Source organism: Mycobacterium lepromatosis (genome assembly GCF_000975265.2).
GTDB classification, from domain to species: domain Bacteria; phylum Actinomycetota; class Actinomycetes; order Mycobacteriales; family Mycobacteriaceae; genus Mycobacterium; species Mycobacterium lepromatosis.
In genome coordinates this window covers 1984917-2006232 of the sequence record NZ_CP083405.1, presented here as the reverse complement: position 1 = coordinate 2006232, position 21316 = coordinate 1984917, and the positions used below count along the sequence as shown (strand labels likewise).

At 58.2% G+C, this 21316-nt stretch carries 11 protein-coding genes and 9 pseudogenes; 9 read left to right on the top strand and 11 right to left on the bottom strand.

The window, feature by feature from the left end; all coding sequences use genetic code 11:
* Positions 1–153: 153 nt before the first annotated feature.
* A complete protein-coding gene (locus MLPF_RS09600; protein ID WP_175266300.1) occupies positions 154–291 on the top strand; it encodes a hypothetical protein in 138 nt (45 codons plus the stop codon).
* Positions 292–815: 524 nt separating this feature from the next.
* Complete coding sequence (locus MLPF_RS09595) at positions 816–968, top strand: hypothetical protein (protein ID WP_237755961.1); 153 nt, start codon at positions 816–818, stop codon at positions 966–968.
* A gap of 41 nt (positions 969–1009) precedes the next feature.
* On the opposite strand, the gene MLPF_RS09590 is transcribed toward MLPF_RS09595, so the two are convergent.
* The 5 genes and pseudogenes from MLPF_RS09590 to hemE form a co-directional block, all read right to left on the bottom strand.
* The gene (locus tag MLPF_RS09590; RefSeq protein ID WP_045842862.1) at positions 1010–1270 is read right to left on the bottom strand and encodes a hypothetical protein; all 261 of its coding nucleotides are present in this window, start codon (positions 1268–1270) and stop codon (positions 1010–1012) included.
* A gap of 91 nt (positions 1271–1361) precedes the next feature.
* Positions 1362–2142: pseudogene (locus MLPF_RS16360) on the bottom strand (class I SAM-dependent methyltransferase).
* The gene (gene hemQ / locus MLPF_RS09580) at positions 2139–2834 is read right to left on the bottom strand and encodes a hydrogen peroxide-dependent heme synthase (RefSeq protein ID WP_045842861.1); all 696 of its coding nucleotides are present in this window, start codon (positions 2832–2834) and stop codon (positions 2139–2141) included. The pseudogene MLPF_RS16360 and the gene hemQ overlap by 4 nt, the downstream one beginning before the upstream one ends.
* Before the next feature lie 5 nt (positions 2835–2839).
* A complete protein-coding gene (locus MLPF_RS09575) occupies positions 2840–4195 on the bottom strand; it encodes a protoporphyrinogen oxidase (protein WP_045842860.1) in 1356 nt (451 codons plus the stop codon).
* Positions 4192–5265 carry a uroporphyrinogen decarboxylase gene (hemE, locus tag MLPF_RS09570; RefSeq protein ID WP_045842859.1) on the bottom strand — a complete coding sequence of 358 codons (1074 nt, stop codon included), beginning with the start codon at positions 5263–5265 and terminating at the stop codon, positions 4192–4194. Before hemE ends, MLPF_RS09575 begins: the two co-directional genes overlap by 4 nt.
* 160 nt (positions 5266–5425) lie before the next feature.
* Here hemE and MLPF_RS16355 point away from each other — a divergent pair.
* The 3 genes and pseudogenes from MLPF_RS16355 to MLPF_RS09555 all read left to right on the top strand — a co-directional run.
* Positions 5426–6201, top strand: a pseudogene (locus tag MLPF_RS16355) (enoyl-CoA hydratase-related protein); the annotation flags it as partial.
* Positions 6202–6335: 134 nt separating this feature from the next.
* Positions 6336–6970: pseudogene (locus MLPF_RS09560) on the top strand (DUF3000 domain-containing protein).
* A gap of 1 nt (position 6971) precedes the next feature.
* The gene (locus MLPF_RS09555; RefSeq protein ID WP_045842858.1) at positions 6972–8261 is read left to right on the top strand and encodes an HRDC domain-containing protein; all 1290 of its coding nucleotides are present in this window, start codon (positions 6972–6974) and stop codon (positions 8259–8261) included.
* A gap of 786 nt (positions 8262–9047) precedes the next feature.
* Here MLPF_RS09555 and MLPF_RS09550 read toward each other — a convergent pair.
* Complete coding sequence (locus MLPF_RS09550) at positions 9048–9236, bottom strand: hypothetical protein (RefSeq protein ID WP_050039031.1); 189 nt, start codon at positions 9234–9236, stop codon at positions 9048–9050.
* 1129 nt (positions 9237–10365) lie between these two features.
* On the bottom strand, positions 10366–12297 hold the full coding sequence (dxs, locus tag MLPF_RS09545; RefSeq protein ID WP_045842857.1) for a 1-deoxy-D-xylulose-5-phosphate synthase: 1932 nt from the start codon (positions 12295–12297) through the stop codon (positions 10366–10368).
* A gap of 191 nt (positions 12298–12488) precedes the next feature.
* On the opposite strand from dxs, the gene MLPF_RS09540 reads away from it, so the two are divergent.
* Positions 12489–12932: a CBS domain-containing protein gene (locus tag MLPF_RS09540; protein WP_045842856.1), complete on the top strand. Its 444-nt coding sequence runs from the start codon at positions 12489–12491 to the stop codon at positions 12930–12932.
* 52 nt (positions 12933–12984) lie between these two features.
* Positions 12985–14274, top strand: a complete 1290-nt coding sequence (locus MLPF_RS09535) for an ArsB/NhaD family transporter (protein WP_045842855.1) — start codon at positions 12985–12987, stop codon at positions 14272–14274.
* A gap of 31 nt (positions 14275–14305) precedes the next feature.
* Here the strand turns inward: MLPF_RS09535 and MLPF_RS09530 are convergent.
* The 4 pseudogenes from MLPF_RS09530 to MLPF_RS09515 form a co-directional block, all read right to left on the bottom strand.
* Positions 14306–15012, bottom strand: a pseudogene (locus tag MLPF_RS09530) (ABC transporter permease).
* 89 nt (positions 15013–15101) lie between these two features.
* Positions 15102–15958 (bottom strand): annotated as a pseudogene (locus MLPF_RS09525) (ATP-binding cassette domain-containing protein).
* A 275-nt stretch (positions 15959–16233) separates the two neighbouring features.
* Positions 16234–17275, bottom strand: a pseudogene (locus MLPF_RS17555) (class I SAM-dependent RNA methyltransferase).
* Between the two features lie 62 nt (positions 17276–17337).
* Positions 17338–19331 (bottom strand): annotated as a pseudogene (locus tag MLPF_RS09515) (APC family permease).
* Between the two features lie 135 nt (positions 19332–19466).
* Between MLPF_RS09515 and MLPF_RS09510 the strand changes: the two are divergent.
* A pseudogene (locus MLPF_RS09510) lies at positions 19467–20151 on the top strand (potassium channel family protein).
* A 50-nt stretch (positions 20152–20201) separates the two neighbouring features.
* A pseudogene (locus MLPF_RS09505) lies at positions 20202–20883 on the top strand (potassium channel family protein).
* The last annotated feature ends 433 nt before the right edge of the window (positions 20884–21316 follow it).

Here is a 21316-nt window from a genome sequence, read left to right as displayed (position 1 = left end):
ATCGCCATATTCTGGGTATGGTCACCATCGGTGAGCGTGCCGCCGAAGCTGCACGACCGTGCGGTGCTCTAAAACATTGGGCGGGCGATTTAATCATCGGCAAAAACCAGGCCCCCCCACATCAACGCCCTGGCCGAACACAGTATCGGGTTCGTGCAGCTGCGCCACCTGTCTAAGGGCCGCAGCACTGATGTGGTCGCTGCGGCCATGATCACCACACTCAACGCTTTACCGCAGAACCTCGGTAAAACCCCCGGCTTGGGATCAGGGCCTCAAGACGGCTGCTCATAGCCGCATCACCTGTCAAGCACAACCGATCTACTTTTTGCGACCTCACTCACCACCACAACGCGGCAGCAACGAGAACACCAGCGATCTTTTACACCACCTACTTCCCAAAATGCACCGCCCGATCAACTCACCAAGACCGGCACTACACCGATCACAATCACAACTCACCCACCAAAACCACCGCGACAACAAAATAGTACGAGTTCGTCGTGACTTCATTTCATTTCATTTGTGGATTGCATTTGTGGACAAAGTTTTGTGGTACGCTAGACCACTTGTGTGGCGGGGCAGACCGAGCACGTATCAACTATGTAGCCGAGTTACCTGTGATCTAACCCGTTATTTATTTGCAGGATTGCGCCGCGGCAGCGCTGCACGGTTCGGATTGTATTGACGACGATGAGTCCGTCGAACTGACCTGGCGTAACCCACATCCCCGATCGGCGTGACCACCCATAATCAGCTAGTCGAGTCGGGAGATTACCCGGATCGTCGGACTGCTGGTGACCACTTACGCAAGAACGGTGTTTGACTTAGCCATAACTGTCTACCGGCAAGGCGGTGACGCAGCTCGACACCCTGATGCGGGCAACGACGTATTCGAGCGAAGATGCTACCCGCCAAGCGATCCTCGGGTGCGCGAGGCCGGCGAAGGTTACGCGCAACGATTCTACTAACCGATCCGGGCACCACGGCGCCCAAGGAGACGTAGCTGCGCTTACTGCTCATCGAGGCCTATCTGCCCATTCCCCCACGCAAATACCTGTGCAGTCAAACTGGCGACTGATTGCCGTTGGTTGACATGGGCTGGGAAAAGTGCAAGGTGGTTATCGAGTATTGACGGGCTACCACCATCGCACCAACCGCCAGTCAGTACGCCCGCGACCAGGACCGGCTTCGCGATCTCAAAGAACTCGGCTGGATCGTCATCCAGATGGTCACTGAAGATGAGCCCGAGGACGTAGCGCAACACACTCATGCGTCAGAACTGCCGCGACACACGACACCTAAACGGTTGCAACCACCCGACCGTTAAACACCGCCACAGTTTAAGTCTCGTGGCCCAAACGCTAAACTCTTAATGACCTCCCAGTACGCTCTAGTAGCCGTTCTCTTCCCAGAACTACGCATGCAACCTGCCGGCTGGTCAGCCATGGTTCCATGACTCGGCACCGGTCCAATACGAACCACACCAATCGGCCATATCCGGGTGTCGCTTAGCCATCATCTCGAAAGTCTCGACACCGAGGTCGACCTACTCGATCATCGTTCCCAAGTAGATGATCTCCCAACCATCGACGGAAAACATCTGGCGCAAATCATCCTCGGATAACAACAGCGGGATAGCAAGCCGTTGACATCGTGTGCGCCGAACTCAAGCATATCTATAGGCGTGCACCCGGCTTCGTTGCCGAGCAGTAGCGCCTGAACTACAGAAAAATTCTGCAGTTCAGGCTCGGTGCTTAAGGTTTGGTAAAAGGTCCAGTCGATGTACAGTATCACACTGGTCATCCAATCCGTCCAGCTTCGTCACATCGGCCACCCGGAAATCCACCGACACCCCCGGCTTTGCACGCGTTGTCCCGCAAGCAGTCGGTGGCTCCTGCCGACCCGTCGACGCCGATGGCCGAGTATCCCTTAGCGGCGTAATAAATCACGCGGCGATAGGAGCCCAGTGCCCGGGTCGAGCACCTCACCTGGATCGCGCCCCCATCGCAACCCGTTGCTGGACTAGCGGTTGCGGACCACCGGCATCCCGTGGCGTGGCGGTGGGTAGGCCATGCAACAACTGAGCGTCGCGATACATCTCCCCGAAACGGGTGGGTCCGTCGAGTCGAACTGGGCCGTCATGGCAGCGAGTTCACGAGCTGTTCGACCAGTACGCGTGGCCCAGTGAAGAACGGTGTCTCTGCGCGCGTATGCCGCCGTGCTTCGGTAGCGCGCAATTCACGCATCAGGTCTACGATGCGGTCCAACCCCGGAGCCTCAAAAGCCAGGACCCATTCGTAGTCGCCGAGCGCAAACGCCGGTACCGTGTTAGCGCGGACGTCTTTGTAGCCACAAGCGGCCATCCCATGCTCGGCAAGCATGTGCCGGCGTTCATCGTCGGGTAATAGATACCAGTCGTAGGACCGTACAAACGGATACACACAGATATAGGCGCCGGGCTCCTCACCAGCCAGAAAAGCTGGGATGTGGCTCTTATTGAATTCGGCCGGTCGATGCAGCGCCACACTGCTCCATACCGGCGAACAAGCTCGTCCGAGCGTGGTAGTGCGCCGGAAATCGGCGTAAGTCGCTTGCAGCGCTTCGACACGTTCGGCGTGCGTCCAGATCATGAAATCGGCATCCGCCCGCAGTCCGGCGATATCGTAGAGGCCGCGCACCACGACACCGCGTTTCTCCTGGTGCTTGAAAAAGGCGCGGGCGTCGTCAATCACTGTGTCGCGCTGAGCACTGAGAACACCAGGCCGCACCGAGAACACCGAAAACATCAGGTAACGAAGCGTTGAGTTCAGGGCATTGTAGTCAAGTTTGGCCATGAAACTTATCGTGCCACTTCCGATTGGAGGGCCTCGATCGCGCGCCCGGCCGCGCCGATACACGCAGGCACACCAATACCGTCCATGTGGCTGCCAGTCACGACCAGCGTCGGCGGCAAGCCGGCACGCACCTCGGCGACCAGATCGGCGTGACCGGGGCCATACTGCGGCATCGCGTCGATCCACCGTTTCACGCATACATCGACGGGGTCAACGGTCACATCGAATACGGTGGCCAGGTCGCACAACGCCCAAGCCAGCAGCTCATCGTCCGAGGCAGTCGAAGCCACCTGATCACCGAACTTCCCGAACGACAACCGCACCAGCTGCGTGTCCCCTTGAAGCCCCCACTTTCGTGAGGACAACGTGATCGCCTTGGCACGCAGCCGCTCGTCGCTGGCCACCAACACACCAGAATTCTGCGGGAATGTGGTGTTTCGTGATACCGACAGCGCCACCACCGCCGACGAGGCACTCACGATCCGGCTTGCGGCGGCGACTGTGCGCGGGGCGATCTGCTGCAGCAGGCGCACGAGCTGTGGGGCCGGAATGGCCAGGATCACCGCGTCGGCGGACCAGCAAGCACCGGTGTCGTCCACCAACGTCCAACCGCGCGTCCCACGATCGAGCCCCGCCACGGTGGCAGCTACCCACTTCAGCCGGCTGCGGCGAACGAGCTCGTCTATTAGCACCTGGTAGCCGCCGTCTAGCGCTCCAAAAACCGGCCTGGCCGCGACCGGCGGCAATCCCTGTCGAACCGCCTCCATCAAACTAGTGGCACCACAGTCGAGGGCAGCAGCCACACTCGGGGCGCCCGCGCGCAGCCCGATCGTCGCTGCCGAGCCAGCATAGACCCCGCCCAAAAGCGGGTCCACCAACCGTGCCACGGCCTGCTCACCAAACCGGTCGGCCACCAATTCGGCCATCGCGGGATCGCTGCCGGATTCCCAGCTCAGCGGGCGGGCGGATTCGGCGTTGATGCGCGCGACTGTAGCGTCGTCAACCAGGCCGACCACCGACGTCGCCGAGGACGGAATGCCGGCGACGGTGTCCGGTGGCAACGAATGCAACCGTTGCTGGCTGTAGATCAATGGTCGGGCACCGGTGGTGGCGCGTTGGCGCTCTGACAAGCCCAACTCGGCCAGCAACGCCGGCACCTCGGGGCGGCGTAGCACGAATGCCTCGGCGCCCAAGTCCATCGGCTGTCCGCCTACGCGCTCGGTGCGCAACACCCCGCCGAGTCGGTCTCCGGGATCGAACAACGTGATAGCAACGTCGTCACCCGTAGCCGCCCTCAACCGGTACGCCGCCGTCAGTCCCGAGATTCCTCCGCCCACAACACAATACGAGCGGGACGTCATAGCGAGTGGATGAACGATACCAACTCGGTCAGCACGCCGGGATCGGTCTCCGGCAACACTCCATGGCCGAGATTGAAAACGTGGCCAGCCGCACCAGCATCGACGGCACGGCGCCCGTCTTCGACGACAGTCCGTGCGGCACGTTCGACAGCTGGCCAGCCCGCTAACAGCACCACCGGGTCGAGGTTGCCCTGTAGCGCGGTACAGGGTTCCACTCGGGCAGCAGCATCGGTCAACGAGGTTCGCCAGTCCACACCGACAACGGTTTGGTGCCCAGGCTTTTGGCCTGACCGCACAGCCGCTGACATCGCACCCAGCAGGTCGGCAGTGCCGATCCCAAAGTACGTCATCGGCACCCCGTGTTCGGCCACCGTTGCGAAAACCCGCGCGCTATGTGGCAACACGTACTGGCGGTAATCGGACAGCGACAGTGTTCCCGCCCACGAATCGAAGACCTGGACGGCATCGACTCCGGCGTCGATTTGACCGCGCAAGAACTCGAGAGTCAGATCGGTCAGCCTATCCATCAGCGCATGCCAGCTAGCAGGTTCGGCCAACATCATGGCCTTAGTTCGGGAATGATTACGACTAGGACCGCCTTCGACCAGGTAGGATGCCAACGTAAACGGCGCACCGGCGAAACCGATCAGCGGAACATCACCCAGCGCTGTGACCAGCAGCGAAACAGCCTGGAAAACAGGCTGGATCGCTTGTGGATCAAGAGGCTTCATAGCGTCGATATCGGCGGCGGTGCGGACCGGGTCCCCGATCACTGGACCGACATCTGGCACGATGTCCAGATCGATGCCTGCCGCGCACAGCGGCACCACGATGTCTGAGAACAAGATCGCGGCATCGACGTGGTAACGCCGTAACGGCTGCAGGGTGATTTCGCAGGTCACTTCGGGCTCGAAGCACGCCGCCAGCATGCTGTATCGTTCGCGCAGCGCCCGGTATTCAGGCAACGAGCGGCCGGCTTGCCGCATAAACCACACCGGAACCCGGCAGGGTTTGCGTCCACTGACCGCGGCCAGATACGGCGATTCGAGAAGCTCGCGACGGGTACTCATCAAGCTCAATAATGCCACGGGGCTGGTTGAGACCCGGCCGACCAGTCTCACATCTCCGACGTCGCTCTCTGTAACATCATGACCATCAGGAGCGCCCAGAAATGTCGAAACCAGGCCACTAGGAAGAGTTTCTTAATCCTTCGCTGCGAACTCGGCGACAATCCTAGGCCAAGAAAGCGAGTTGAACCTGATTCTTGACACACCTGAGCTGAATTCTACGGGACCGCAAATGCACTGAAATCTGGCCGGTGATCAAATCACGACCCCCGTCATGCGGCATCGTCTTGATCCGCAGTGGAGCTGGCCAGTCTCGACCGGCTCGATCGCCGTGTTCTGGCGGTTGGTCAGCTGTCGATCGGGCTGTATGCGGCAACGTTTGGGGTACACGTCGACTATGGTCGACACCGACCAGCAGCGGCTAACAGCCGCCGAAAGACTTGGGGGGCTCAATCTGGCCGACTTCGACAAGCTGGTGGTGTAGGCGATTCGAGGCCCAGCCGTGAGAGCGGGTCTGGTGAAGGCGCTGCTTGCCAACATATCGGTGGCAAGACGAACCGCAACAATCATCGATGGGAACACCGAACTCGGGTGGCGGCCGGTGCCTATGCCGCAATTTGCTGTCCGCTGCTGGTTGGCATGGCCAAGACTACAGATTACCTGCTCACCTACGAGGCGCTCTTCGAAGAGGAAGCCGAACGTATCGTCCTGGTCTCAACATGCGTCGAAGATAACTTGAGATACTCCCGACCACCGCCCGCCTCGCCGAGAACGGGATGCAAAGGGAGCAAAACACGATCCGCATGGACCAAATACAGCCTGAATTACTGGTACCGCATGTCCTGGCCGGCCTTCGAAACGTCGCTCGGCCTAGACTGCATCGGGTTCAGCGGCTCCGACGTCGCTGAAGGGCTCGTGGCGCACCGCGAAAGCGCCCCACGCTATTTGGTGCCAACACCGATACCTCCTGAGGCAATCCCGGTAAATATCCGGAGAGGCTCACACCAGCTCAAACAGCACAACACGGCGCGCCTGTCACGACGTGTGGGCCGATGGGGCTACCGTCAAGCTTTATGATTCGCGCCGGCTACGATGCAGAGCGAAGCGACGAAGAGGAGTGGCGCTCGTGACCGCAGCCGAACCAACTCCCTTTCGCGAAGCAGTCGCGGCAATGAACGCTTTTACCGTACGACCGGAAATTGAACTCGGCCCCATTCGACCGCCGCAGCGGCTCGCGCCATACAGCTACGCACTGGGAGCTGAGGTCAAGAATCCCGAACTTGACATCCTCCCTGAGCGATCCGAGGGAAACGCGTTTGGTCGACTGATTCTCTTATATGACCCCGACGGTTCCGACGCTTGGGACGGCACCATCCGCCTGGTCGCCTATATCCAGGCTGACCTGGACTCGCACGAAGCCATTGACCCGCTACTGCCTGAAGTGGCGTGGAGCTGGCTGATCGAGGCGCTGGAATCGCGCATCGATCACGTCACCGCGCTGGGCGGCACCGTCACCGCCACCACGTCAGTGCGTTACGGAGATATCTCTGGACCGCCACGCGCCCATCAGCTAGAGCTGCGGGCATCGTGGACAGCAACCACCCCCGCGGTCGGCGTCCACGTCAAAGCATTCTGCGAGGTGCTGGAACACGCCGCAGGACTACCGCCGGCCGGGGTCATCGATCTGAGCTCGCGCTCACGCGCCTGATATGCACGAACCGGCGGACAATCAGCCGGGCGGTACTGAACCCGACCCCACCCCGCTACACCACCCGGCCGGCGGGATACCGAACCTCTCCGTAACCCCGAGCGAGATCGCAGCGGCCGCAGAACGCCTGGACCAAGGGCACGGCCCGTTCGCGGTAGATACCGAGCGGGCGTCGGGTTTTCGCTACTCTAACAGGGCTTACCTGATTCAGATCCGACGAGCTAACGCCGGCACCGTCCTCATCGACCCGGTCAGCCACGGCAATGATCCGCTGACCGCGCTGCGACCCGTCGCCGACGTGATCAGCAAAGACGAATGGATCCTGCATTCGGCCGATCAAGATCTGCCGTGTCTGGCCGAAGTCGGCATGCGGCCGCCAGCGTTGTACGACACCGAGCTTGCCGGACGCCTGGCCGGATTTGACAGGGTGAACCTCGCAACAATGGTTCAGCGGCTGCTGGGTTTCGAGTTAACCAAAGGCCACGGTGCTGCCGATTGGTCGAAACGTCCGCTGCCTTCGGACTGGCTCAACTACGCGGCTCTGGACGTGGAGCTGCTGATCGAACTGCGCGTGGCAATCTCGAAGGTGCTGGCCGAACAAGACAAAACTGATTGGGCAACGCAGGAATTCAACTACTTGCGGACCTATGAAACTAGGGGGAACACCACCGAGACTGCCCCACCCACCCACCGGGACCGCTGGCAACGCACGTCAGGCATCCGCCGGGTGCGCGACCGGCACGCCCTGGCCGCCGTTCGCGAATTGTGGGTAACGCGCGACCGTATAGCCCAACGTCGCGATATCGCACCACGCCGCATCCTGCCCGATGCCGCCATCATCGACGCCGCCATCGCCGACCCCAAAACGATCGACGAGCTGACCGCACTGCCGGCTTTCGGCGGAGGCAATCAGCGTCGCAGCGCTGCGATGTGGTTGGCAGCGCTGGAAACAGCACGACAGAGCCAAGATCTACCGGACGAGACCGAATTATCTAATGTACCACCGCCGCCCGGGCGGTGGGCCCGGCGCAAACCAGATGCCGCCGCACGGCTGGAGGCGGCCAGAGCGGCACTGGCAGCGGTGTCGCAGCGGGTTGGGGTACCGACGGAAAATCTCGTCTCGCCTGACTTGGTGCGACGACTGTGCTGGGACTGGGAAGTCTTGCAGAAAAGCTCGATCGACCCGGTCAATGCAGTCGAGGAGTATTTGCGTGTCGGCCAAGCACGGCTATGGCAGCGAGAACTCGTGGTGACCATTCTGGCCTCGGCAGTGCAGTCGTCGGCTGTCTAACGCCCATGTGGGAGGGTCGGACGGTGACGATTCCACCACCACACATCGGTCCGCGCAACCGCGGCACAGCAAAAGGACAGGATCCCGCAAGTCCATTTGCAGGTCAGACACAGCCGTGCAGAGCGGCAATGTTGACTGCCTGGCTGACGGCCACATACCCGAAGCGGGCCGCCTTCTCCATGGCAGAAATAACAAAATCGGCTCCGGTGAAGAGACCACTTCGCCGGCAATAAAGAATTTAGGCACTTCTGTGCGAATACGAAGCGATCGATGGTACGCACCCGTTATCGATATGGCTAATGGCAAATCGATTGACCATGCGCATACCACGCGCAGGCGTCAGGGTAAGATGTGGCGGTAGATCACCCACCAACGTTTTGTAGTCGACCTTAACTTACCTGCTTTCAGCTGGTAATCGTTCTCCCAGCCCTGAATCTGCAACCGATCATCGAAATCGCATTGCGCCAAGCACTCAGTCAAGATCTCATCTAGTGTGCATTGGCTCACCGGTCGATAGACAACCCAACCAGGCCTATCCATATCACCCCAGGCTACCAATAGAACGTACTTTGGTTCCCTCCGGTAAGCGAATATTTTCCAGAAGCCCGCGCCCTAAACCACAAAAACCATGGGACTAGTCACTGTCTAAGTACACAGTGAAGACTCCGGGAAGTATAAATGAGAACATGTTGCCGGGATCTCACGTAGAAAATGGATCACACTCGATAATTCGAGTGCAATTCTATGCTGCTGCTTTAGGTTAGGAAAACGTTGCTTGACGTGATCCTATGTGGCCATATCGAGCAATGTCAGATAGGGTAAGGCGATAATGGCATCGTCACAACTAAACCGGAATCCATAGACCGATATCAATCCGGTTAGCCGGCCATCATGGAAGTCGGTATCATTAATACACAAGTCGAAATGTATATCGACACCGAGGTTATGCAAGTGGATGAGTACAGGCTCGATCATGCGCTAGCTCGTAGGTCAATCGACGATCATAACTGAGGGCAGCGTTACATAGTTTAGGTCAGGTGGTCGACTCGTAAAATTAAACAGCTCCTTAAGAACCAGGTCCGCGATCGCTGCTGATGATTCCGGACGCTCCACAACGAAAATTTTCCGGAAACTCAGAAAAAATTCTTTACCTGGGGTACTGGCAATTCAGTTGCATACAGTCCGCACATGAAGTGGTGCCCAGCTCCGCAACTAGTCACACCCGACACATCCACAACAGTAGCATATGAACGTAAAATATGGGATGATCCGTAGGAGACACCACTCCCTGGTAGGCCAGATCGACAATCAGCACTGTGCTGCGCAACGCGATCCAGCCCATATTGTTGAAGCGGTTCGAATACCTTACCCACCTTCCGCGTGCATACCGACCAATAACGAGGTTCCCGTAAAGACAAATTTGACTCACGCCAACCAGATTGTTGAGAACGGTCATACTGTTATCGGTGAGTATGCGTGAGAGCAACGTTAGCAGCGTTGGATAATAGGAACCAATACATTTGCAAACTGTGCTCGATCGGGTTACCTTACTTTACAGCGCAGACTCTCGACCTTACCTCTGGTTTCAGGTGCTGCTTCGCATAACATGATCCGTACGCCGGCTTAGGCCAGAATAATGGCTACAATTATACCGGAGATTCCACCCCCGGCAATAAAAAATTGAGTTCTGGCTGGCTTTGACGGTTTCATACGATCTCTTTCAGATGCCACAGTGCATGTCGTCATAAGGAAAGGCGAGTAGTAAATCCAGCGACAAATACATCCGACTCAAAAAATTCACGTATCTACCTCAGAAAATAATGTCCAGTTCGCAGTCAAAATTGGTCTGGCTCCAAAATTATCAATGTATAGCTCGGTCCTGCACACATCGCTGATCTCGTGTCCTCACGGTCATCGGGCATTAACACCCGTACCGATATACCGCAAACTAGGCAGAGTACGATCTTATGCGAAAGAATGAAACGACAACTCCGCACTGAAGGCAGGACGGGATTCCGCGTATCCGGTGGGCAATAGTGTACTTGGCCGTCAATAATTTTATACAAGAATGAATATGGCGATCGGCATCGTCGCCAGGCCCAAGCTACATGGTCTGGCTGCTCCGCGGACCGTACTGACATGCATTGTCACCGGAACCGCAGTGGCCGAGTGCGGCAATCCAACCAGTGATCCGACGGGCGACGTCTTGGTCGGTCAGCCCCAAATCGGCCAGCACCTCACCCCGCGAAGCGTGATCGTAGAACTCTTGTGGCAATCCAACATCGCGGCAAGGCGTGTCAATCTCCACTTGACGCAGCGCGGTAGAGACAGCTGCGCCCACACCGCCATTGACCCCGTTGTCCTCCAGCGTGACGATCAGCTTGTGCGTATGCGCCAGTTCGAGAACACCGTCACACACCGGTAACACCCAACGCGGGTCAACGACTGTTACGCCGATTCCCTGGTTGTGCAACCGCTTAGCCACCTCCAACGCCATCGACGCAAAAACGCCGATCCCCACCAGCAGCACGTCCTGGGCCAGCCCCGCAGCCGGCACCGCGAGTATGTCCACACCCGATCGGCGCTTCAAAGCCGGAATATCTTCGCACACCTCGCCTTTAGGGAATCGTATCGCCGTCGGACCGTCGTCGACGTCAAGCGCCTCACCGAGTTCTTCACGTAACCGAGTGGCGTCCCGAGGCGCGGCCACCCGCATCCCCGGTACGATGCCTAGCATCGACAAATCCCACATGCCATTATGGCTGGGGCCGTCCGAACCGGTAATGCCGGCCCGGTCAATCACCATGGTAACGGGCAACTTGTGTAGCGCCACATCCATCATGATCTGATCAAACGCCCGGTTGAGAAATGTCGAATAGATCGCCACCACTGGGTGCATCCTGCCCATCGCTAGCCCGGCCGCCGACGTCATCGCATGTTGCTCAGCGATCCCGACATCGAACAACCGATCCGGAAAACACTGACCGAACGCTGTCAGACCGGTAGGGCCCGGCATAGCCGCGGTAATAGCTACAACGTCGCGTCGCTTCATGGCATAACCGATGAGGGCATCGGAAAAGATCGCCGTCCAGCCAGGAGCGGCAATCTTCGTGGGTTGCCCGGTCGTCGGGTCCATCACGCCGCAGGTATGCATCTGCTCGGCTTGATCGGCCTCGGCCGGGGGGTAACCCATGCCCTTGCGGGTAACGACGTGCACGATCACCGGTCCACCGAAGCCGCGAGCCTTACGCAACGCGACCTCCACCGCATGTTCATCGTGACCATCAACCGGGCCAACGTACTTTAGCCCGAGGTCGGTGAACAGCAGCTGCGGCGATAGGGAATCCTTGATACCAACTTTGACGCTGTGCATGAAACGGTAAGCGACCTGGCCGACCAGCGGCAACGAGTGCAGTACATCACGACCCTTCTCAAGTAGACGTTCGTAGGCCGGCTGCAGCCGCAGCGTGGCAAGGTGATCGGCGACACCGCCAATCGTGGGCGCGTAACTGCGGCCATTGTCATTGACTACGATGACCACCGGGCGCGGTTTTGCCGCCATATTGTTCAGCGCTTCCCAGCACATGCCACCGGTAAGCGCGCCATCCCCAACCACCGCGACCACGTGTCTGTTGCGGTGTCCTGTCAGCTCGAATGCCTTAGCCAGGCCGTCAGCGTACGATAACGCGGCGCTGGCGTGGCTGGACTCCACCCAGTCGTGTTCGCTCTCGGTGCGAGACGGGTACCCCGACAGCCCGGCCTTTTTACGCAGACTGTCGAAGTCCTGACAGCGCCCCGTCAACATTTTGTGGACGTACGCCTGGTGACCGGTGTCGAAGATAATCGGATCATGGGGTGAGTCGAACACTCGGTGCAGCGCCAGCGTGAGTTCGACAACACCCAGGTTAGGCCCCAGGTGTCCCCCGGTGGCCGCCACCTTTTGAACGAGGAGCTCACGGATCTCGGCAGCCAGATCCCGTAGCTGCTGCTGAGAAAAATGCTGCAGATCAGCGGGCCTGCGGATCTGTTCCAGCATTCAGTTAGTGTACTCAGGTACCACACGGGTGGGGACCACCAGAACGGATAACTGAACCACCTCTTTGGCAGTGTCAGTCTGCGGTGAGGGAGGAATACTGGTCGACAGCGGTGTCCCTGCAATCCTAGAAATACACTGTTCGTCTCGATGTCGTCCACACTCCACGAACCACACAGACGTATCGTCACCACATGCGCGCAGAAGACATTGCCGAAGACTTTCCGGCAATCAGCATCGATTCGAGCGCACTGGATGCTGCTCGTATGCTCGCGGAGCACGGCCTTCCTGGACTCTTGGTCACCGATATGTCTGATAAGCCCTATGCAGTGCTGCCTGCATCCCAGGTGGTGCGATTCATTGTGCCCCGATATATTCAGGATGATCCCTCGCTGGCTGGCGTGCTCAACGAGTCGACGGCCGACCAGGCGGCGGAAAAGTTGAGCAGCAAAAAGGTCCGCGATGTGTTACCAGACTACCTCGTCAACGTTTCCCCAGTCAATGCTGACGACACCATCATCGAGGTGGCCGCCACTATGTCACGGCGGCGCAGCCCGCTGCTGGCCGTGGTCAAAGGCGGACAGCTGCTCGGTGTAATCACAGCATCGCGCCTGCTAAGAGCGGCGCTAAAACATTGAACCCGACCGATGCAGTGACAAGTGAACTGGGGACAACAGCGCAGGAAGCTCGATGAGTGTCATTGCGGTCACTGTGTTCATCGTCACCTATGCACTGATCGCCAGCGACCGGGTCAACAAGACGCTGGCGGCCCTGGCGGGTGCAGCGATCATGGTCACTTTGCCCATTATCAATTCCGAGGACATCTTCTACTCTCATGAGACCGGAATCGATTGGGAAGTCATCTTTTTGCTGTTTAGCATGATGATCATCGTCGGTGTGCTGCGCCAAACCGGTGTGTTCGAATACGTCGCAATCTGGACTGCCAAACGCTCACATGGCTCCCCGCTGCGCATCCTGCTCCTGCTGGTGCTAGTGATGGCGTTCGGGTCGGCCTTACTGGACAACGTCACCACAGTGCTGTTGATTGTTCCAGTCACGCTGTTGGTGTGCGACCGCCTGGCAATCAACTCGGCGCCGTTTCTGATGGCCGAAGTCTTCGCCTCCAACATCGGCGGAGCGGCGACGTTGGTCGGCGACCCGCCCAACATCATCATCGCCAGTCGGGCGGGATTCTCTTTCAACGACTTCCTGATCCACCTGACACCGATCGTGATCATCGTGACAGTAGTGCTCTGCGCATCGCTGCCACGCCTTTTTCCCGGTGCATTCAAGGTCGATCCCGAGCGGGTCGCCGATATCATGTCACTGAACGAGCGTGAAGCAATCCGCGATCGCTGGCTACTCATCAAATGCGGCGTTGTCCTGTTGCTGGTATTCGTCGCCTTCGTCGCCCATCCGGTGCTGCACACCGAGCCGTCCCTGGTAGGGATGCTGGGTGCCGGCATTCTGATCGTGATCTCCAAGGTGGAACAGTCCGATTACCTGTCCAGCGTCAAGTGGGAGACATTGCTGTTTTTTGCCGGCCTGTTCATCATGGTCGGGGCTTTGGTGAAAACCGGCGTGGTCAATCAGATGGCACGGGCGGCAACTACCTTGACCGGTGGCCACGAGTTACTCGCCGTCGTACTGACTCTCGGCGTCTCAGCTCTAGTATCCAGCATAATAGACAACATTCCTTACGTCGCCACGATGACACCCATTGTCTCGGAGTTGGTAGCATCTATGCCGGATCAAAGCCACAACGAAACTCTATGGTGGGCACTGGCGTTGGGAGCTGATTTCGGCGGCAACCTTACTGCCGTCGGCGCCAGTGCCAATGTCGTTATGTTTGGAATCGCTAGGAGCGCAGGAACTCCCATATCGTTCTGGGAATTCACCCGCAAAGGCATTGCAGTCACTGTGGTCTCGATCGCTCTCGCAGGAATCTACTTATGGCTGCGTTATCTCGTGGTGAGGTGAGCTCAGTTATTCAGATGTGCTTAGCACGAAATCACCGAAACAGTAGCCAGGCGATAGCGAGGTTGTAACCGAAAACCAGCAGCCAGATAAGGCCATCACATGCCAGTGACACAGGCCACTCAGAACACTTTGGCGGCCCAGTAAAGTGGCAAGACGCCGAAGGCGAAGTCCCAGCCGAAGTTGATTAATCATGGTAAACAAGGCAGTCCGGCGATCAGCATTGCTAAGCGCACACAACATTGCCAAACCTTGAATCTTCTTGCTGGCCAAGGCGATGGGTCAGCGGCAGAGTCACCAACGCCGACAACCCGGCCAGCAATCCGATCGGAACCAAGCCAGTTTTTGGAAGACCACTGAACGATGTCGCCGCGACGACATAGACCGTCGGCGCCACGAGCACAGCGGCTAGCCGGTAGGCACAAACACTGTCAAGTGTACCACGGTAACCCCGCAGTGCAATTAAAGCGCCAGAGTCAACTTCATCCAGCACCAGGAACGCCGCGCCGATGCTAATCAGTACTAGATCAATAACAAGAATGTGGTCAGGATCAGTGGGTATTCAGGAACAAGGTCAAACTCGTTGCGACGCGCCAGCAGCGCTGGCCAATACCGCAGCGCGCATAGTACATATTACTGGCAAGCTGGACAGCCATGACTAGCAAGGGGTCTCGATAGGAGGCGCAAAATATCCTTGCAACCAAAAACGACCAATGCGCATGCTGTCACCAGCAAAATCATCCAGACTTCGCCAGTACATAGTTACCTAACAAAAAAACTTTGCTGCACTTTAACAGGCCTCTCAAGACGTAACGCACTGGCCAGACGGATCATGTTAGCTGCCTGTCGTGGATCTCAACGAAGACATCATCGAGGCTGGCTTCCCGGCTGTGAATGGTCTCCATGCGCCGGTTACGCATCAACACGTGGAACGCCATATTATCGGACCGCGTGTCCATCGAAAAGTCGGATGCCCTCAGAGCGCCTGTTTTGCGGAGATATTAAACCTTCTGACTGCGGGCGATCCGCAACTCCACGCGAGAGTTCCAGGAGATAAGTGTCCCGTCGACAATGAAGGCAACCCGGTAGCAGAGCTCGTCGACGGTAGCCATGTCGTCGGTGGTGAAACATACGCTGTTCCCCTGCGCCCTCAAGTCCAGGATCATACTTTTGACGGTGCGGGCACTCATCGAATCCAGGCCGGAGGTGGACTCGTCCAGGAATAACAATTCAGGATGGTTGATTTAGGGACCGGGCGAACGTGAGCCGCATCTGCATGCCCTTGGAGTACCGAACCACTCGGGTGTGAACAGCTTGGACCAGGCCCGAGCGTCCGGCAGTTGCATCGGGTCGGCCGTCGAGCGACCGTACAGCGACGGGAAGAAACGCAAGTTCTCGAGGTCGATCAGTTTTTGGTAGTATTTGCCAAAGCTGGACAGTTCGAACGACACACCGATGTGCTCATAGTAGTCGAATCCCCCCAATCGAGTGAGGCGCAGGCCCACACTATGACCTGACCATCATGACCGCACAACAGCTCGGTCAGCAGCTTTTGCGCAGTCAACTTCCAGGTGTAGTCGGGACCGAAAAAACCGAAAACCTCGCCCCATCCGACAGCGAAATTCATGCCACGAATCGTCGGTGCAACGGCCTTCGAATACGTGAAAGTCGGCTCGCGGACCTCGATAACCGAAGTTACACAAACTCTGCGATGTGCCTATCAGATTCTGCATATACTCACCCGCGTAGAGCAAGGGCATGAACTTTCAAAAATTTTTGACAGTCCCGAATACGACGGTATTTTCTCATTCACACGATGACAACAAGGAGGTGCGGTGAACGAGTACGCTGATCAGCATCAAGCCAGGCAGCATCCCGGGATCGACTGACCCAGATACAATGACCTCTACGCATTTCTACTGGGCGAGATCCCCACACCTCTGCAACGCCGGCGGCAGCAGGTTAGCGGAGCAACAATGCAACGCACTCGATGTGATTGGCCCAGTGGATGCATCGAAGACCTTGGTCTTCTCGACGACGTAGCCATGGCCACGGTAGAACCTGATATCGCCAACGAAAGAGGCAGCCTCACAACCGATATGCACCACTCGCGGAACCTCGGTCGAGGACAGTAAGTCGACAACATCGCGTACGGCACCTGACCTAGGAGGCCTCCAACACCGATACGCCGGCGCCGACTTGTCGTACAGCCAGCACTCGCCTAACCGAATCAGTTATGGCATCCACGGCGTGCAGATCGACTAACACCGCTCGAGCTGCCCGTGATGCCGCGGAAGCGATATCGATGGCCAACACCCATCCGGAGTGCCCGACCGCGTCACCGCCTGGATCCCAAGCAGCCATGCCGGCACCGGGCTGTGCCCAGTGGAGGGCTAGGCTGCTGTAGCCCCCGGCATCCCGGTGCTCCTGCCAAAAGGCGATCACCGGTACTCACCAGATGCGTAGCGTGAAAGCTACCCTACACAACCTTAGTCACGTTTTTGGCCGCGTTGCGGCGGCCCGCTCGCACCACATGGCGCTATAACCATCGTCGACCGTAACGTTTCCAGTTGAGCGGTCGGCAGCCAATCGACGTCGGCCAGACCCATCCTACATTCCGGCCGGTAACAGCTCACAGTCGCCAGCTGTGCGTTGTAGTAGCGCTAAAAGCCAAGATTACGGTACAGCCCGCCGTCCAGTCGAACACGGGTTCGCCACCCGGTCTGGTGGTCTGGCTAGCAGCCGATAGCAGTTCGACTCCCGTGTCTGAGTCAGTCCAGTGATGCCCACCAGGCCGTTCCAACTCATTGACCACGACTTGCGCTCCAGTACCCGGGCCACCTTACGGGTCAGCGAATGCTAGTTCGGAACCCGGCGGCGACTTGCACCCATACCCGCGCACCAGTCAATTCATAGCGGACAAATACAACCCGGTACAACCCGGCCCTTCATGGTGCGCAACGCGGCTGCCGCTGTTAGCGAGGATACCGGTGACCAACGTCAGCGTGCCGAGAGTGGATGATACCGGCGCCTCCCGTTTCCCGTAGTCAGGAGCTGGTTCGGTGCTTACTCAAATATTCCGCGACGCGCATCGCCCGGAGCCGCGTGCGATTGCAGCGTCTTGACTCGCCCCGACGAATGCAATTGCCAGGGAACCGAAGTCACCATCACGCCAGGCATGAACAACAACCGACCGTTGAGCCGCAGTGCACTCTGGTTATGCAACAATTGCTCCCACCAGCGACCAACCACATACTCCGGAATGAATACCGTCACCACAGTGCTCTGAGACCCTTGGCTGACTCGTTTGACATATTCGTACCGGACGGGTGACCTCGCGATACGGCGACTCAATAACCTTGAGCGGCACACTAAACGTTGCTGTCCTGCAAGGCACATACCAGCACACAGGTTTCCACGTCGTCTACGCTCACCGTGATAGCCTCAAGCACATCGGGACGGGTCGCCCGTGCGTAGGCTAGTGCACGCAAGGTCGGCAAATGCAACTTCGACACCAGCACCAAGGCGTGATTGCGGCTGGGCAACACCACGTCACCTTGAGCAGCGGCTTGCTCTTCGAGCTCTCGGTTAACGGTGTCGTAGTGCTTGCGGATCAGCTTCATCAAGATGAGCAACAAACCCATCGCAACATCACGATCCACGCCCCGGCAAGGAATTTAGTGACCAGAACGACCAGCAAAACCGCACCGGTGAATAGGAAACCGATTGTGTTGACCATCCGTGAGCGCATCATCTGGCGATGCACCGTGGGATCGGTCTCGGTACGCAGCAATCGGGTCCAGTGCTGGACCATGCCGATTTGGCTTAACGTGAACGATATGAACACACCGACGATGTACAAGTGAATCAACGCGGTCGGTTCGGCACGGAACGCGATGATTGCAGAGAGAGTCGGCCGACAAAAAACAGGATTCCGTTGGAAAACGCCAGGCGGTCTCCGCGAGTGTGTAATTGGCGAGGAAGGTAACTGTGCTATGCCAGCGCCGAGCCAAGGACCGGGAAGCCGTTGAAGGCAGTGTTTGCCGCCAGCACCAAGATAAGGGCAGTCACGATGGCGATGAGCAGGAACCCTATCCGGAAGCTGTCGAATACCGTCTTTGCTAGCTGCGTTACCAGAGTCTTCTGCAGATAGTCCGCTGGGATACCACCAAGCTGCTTTTCGGGATCCTCCACCAGCTTTACCCCGATATGCTGGGCCAACACGATGATGCCCACAAGCAAACTAACCGCGATTGCGCCCAGCATCAGCAAGGTCGTTGCCGCGTTGCACGACTTGGGTATCTTAAACGCTGACACCCCATGCTGATCGCCTCAACACCGGTCAATACTGCGCAGCCCGAAGAGAACGATCGAGCCACGGGAAACACTAACGCGAAAACGACGACCTCGCCGTACGCGGCACGCATCTCGAAGCCGGCGGATTAGGCCCGCAGCGGATCACCCAACACAAAGATTCGGAACAACCCCCCAGCTGATCATGATCGAAACTCCTAGGATGAACGCGTAGGTCGGGATGGCGAACGCCACCCCGGACTCACGGACACCACGCAGGTGCAAGGCCATCACCACCAGGATCGTAGCAACACAGAACCACACCTTGTGTGCAGCCACGAATGGGAGGGCAGAACCAATGTTCGACATTGCCGACGCCGTCGACACGGCCACGGTGAGTACGTAATCCAACATCAGAGCACTCGCCACCGTGAGGCCGGCATTGTCGTCGAGGTTGGTAGTCACTACATTCTTCGTAGTCGCCACCACCCGACGGGTAGACATACACATTCTGCCAATAGCTGGCCACCACAACCAGCATCACCGCGGCCACCGCCAGGCCTATCCACAACGTCAACGAGTACGCTGCCACGCCGGCTACCGAGAGCATCAAAAATCTCCTCGGGAGCATAGGCCACCGAAGACAGCACATCGGAGGCAAAAACCGGCAATGCGATCCGCTTGGGCAGCAGCGTGTGACTAAGCCGATCACTACGAAACGGCCGACCAATAAGCAACCGACGCACGGCAGTGGAAAGTTGGGACACGAAAACCAAGAGTAAGCCCACCTAGGTTTGACGGTAGCGTTCCGTAGGCGGGAATGGCCCGGACCCCGAAATTGGCTGGCCAACGTGGGTTGCCGATTGTGTAAGACGCACAGGAATCAGCCGAAAGGACCTCGGGTGCGGGTGGTTGTGATGGGGTGCGGCCGGGTGGGCTCTTCGCTGGCTGACAATCTGTCCCGGATCGGTCACGACGTCGTGGTGATCGATCGCGAAAGTGTCGCCTTCAATCGGTTCAGCCCAGAGTTCGCCGGCGAAAAGGTACTGGGCCAGGGGTTCGACCTCGATGTGCCATTGCAGTCAGGCATCGGAGAGGCCGGCGCGTTCGCCGCAGTATCCTCGGGAGACAACTCCAACATCATCTCGGCACGGTTGGCCCGGGAGACTTTCGGTGTGCAGCGGGTGGTCGTTCGCATCTATGATGCCAAGCGCGCTGCAGTCTATGAACGCCTAGGCATCCCCACGATTGTCACCGTGCTCTGGACCACCAATCGCCTGCTCAACGCACTGACCCGGGAGACTGAGACCGCCAAATGGCGCGATCCAACCGGTACCATCGCCGTTGTCGAGGTCATGTTGCATGAAGATTGGGTAGGGCACCGAGCCACCGACCTAGAGCGGGCCACCGACACCCGCATAGCCTTCTTGATCCGATTCGGAACCGGTGTGTTGCCAGAACCCAAAACCGTCATCCAGGCTGGCGATCAAGTCTACGTCGCCTCGATAGCGGGTCGTGCCGCCGAGGCGGTAGCCATCGCCGGCCTTGCCGCCCAGTGAAGACTTCAAGGCGAGTGCAGGGCAATGAAGGCGAGGACACACATTCCAATCAGGGTCGAAGAGTAGCTCAAACGTAAAATAGTCGTTGCCGGAGCTGGGACTGTTGGCCACTCGGTCACCCGCGAACTAGTGGGGAACAGTCACGACGTGACCCTGATCGAACGCAACGCCGACCATGTCGAAGTCGACACCATTCCAGCCGCAAACTCGCAACTAGGCGACGCCTGCGAGCTGAGTCTGCTTGAGTCGATACATCTCGAGAGTTTGATGTCGTCTTCGCCACCACCGGTGATGACAAAGTTGATATGGTGCTAAGCTTGCTCGCCAAAACCGAATTCGCGGTACTCCGGGTGGTGACCCGAGTCAACGATCTCCGTAACGAATGGCTGTTTACCGATGGTTGGGGGTGTTGATGTGGCAGTGTCAACCCCGGGCATGCTGGTCTCGCTGATCGAGGAGGCCGTCGCTATCGGCGACCTCGTTCGACTGATTTCGACTGATGGAGTTCCGTAAGGGCCAAGCCAACCTGTTAGCGATCACCCTGCCCGACGACACGCCGTGGAGCGGCAATCCGGTAAGCAGACTGCAACTACCACGGGATGCTGCATTGGTCACCAGCCCACGCGGATCGCGGGCCATCGTGCCGGAGGCCGACGAGCCGTTGGAAGGGGGCAACGAGTTGGTCTGCATCACGGTTGTCGAAGTCGAAGACGATCTGCGCAAGGTGCTGCTGCCCAATAGCTCGCCTACCGGCAACTAACTAATCGTAGCCGTGTCGATATTCAGCTCGGCGATGATGAACGATATGACACACTGAACGGCCTCGATTGGCGCTAAATCACCAGTGCGGCCATCACAGTCCGCGGAGGGTCAATCCCGATCCGCACTGGCCCCAGCCAACCAGTCTAGTCAGAATCGTAGAGATTACCGTCTGGAACACCAAAGCGGTGCGGCGAATACCAACATCCGGCCAAGCATAGCGATGCTATATAGCATCATATATACATAGCATCTTGCGCCACCCATGACCACGCTTACTGGCCACCCCCCTGAGATCGGCGACCATGGACCGACGAATCAAATCTACACCGCGAAGACCACCGACCACAATAACGATATCCAGATGCCCAACAGGAAATAGGCCTTGGACCGCCCTATGTAGGCCGATCAGCGACCAGACGCGACCCCAAAAT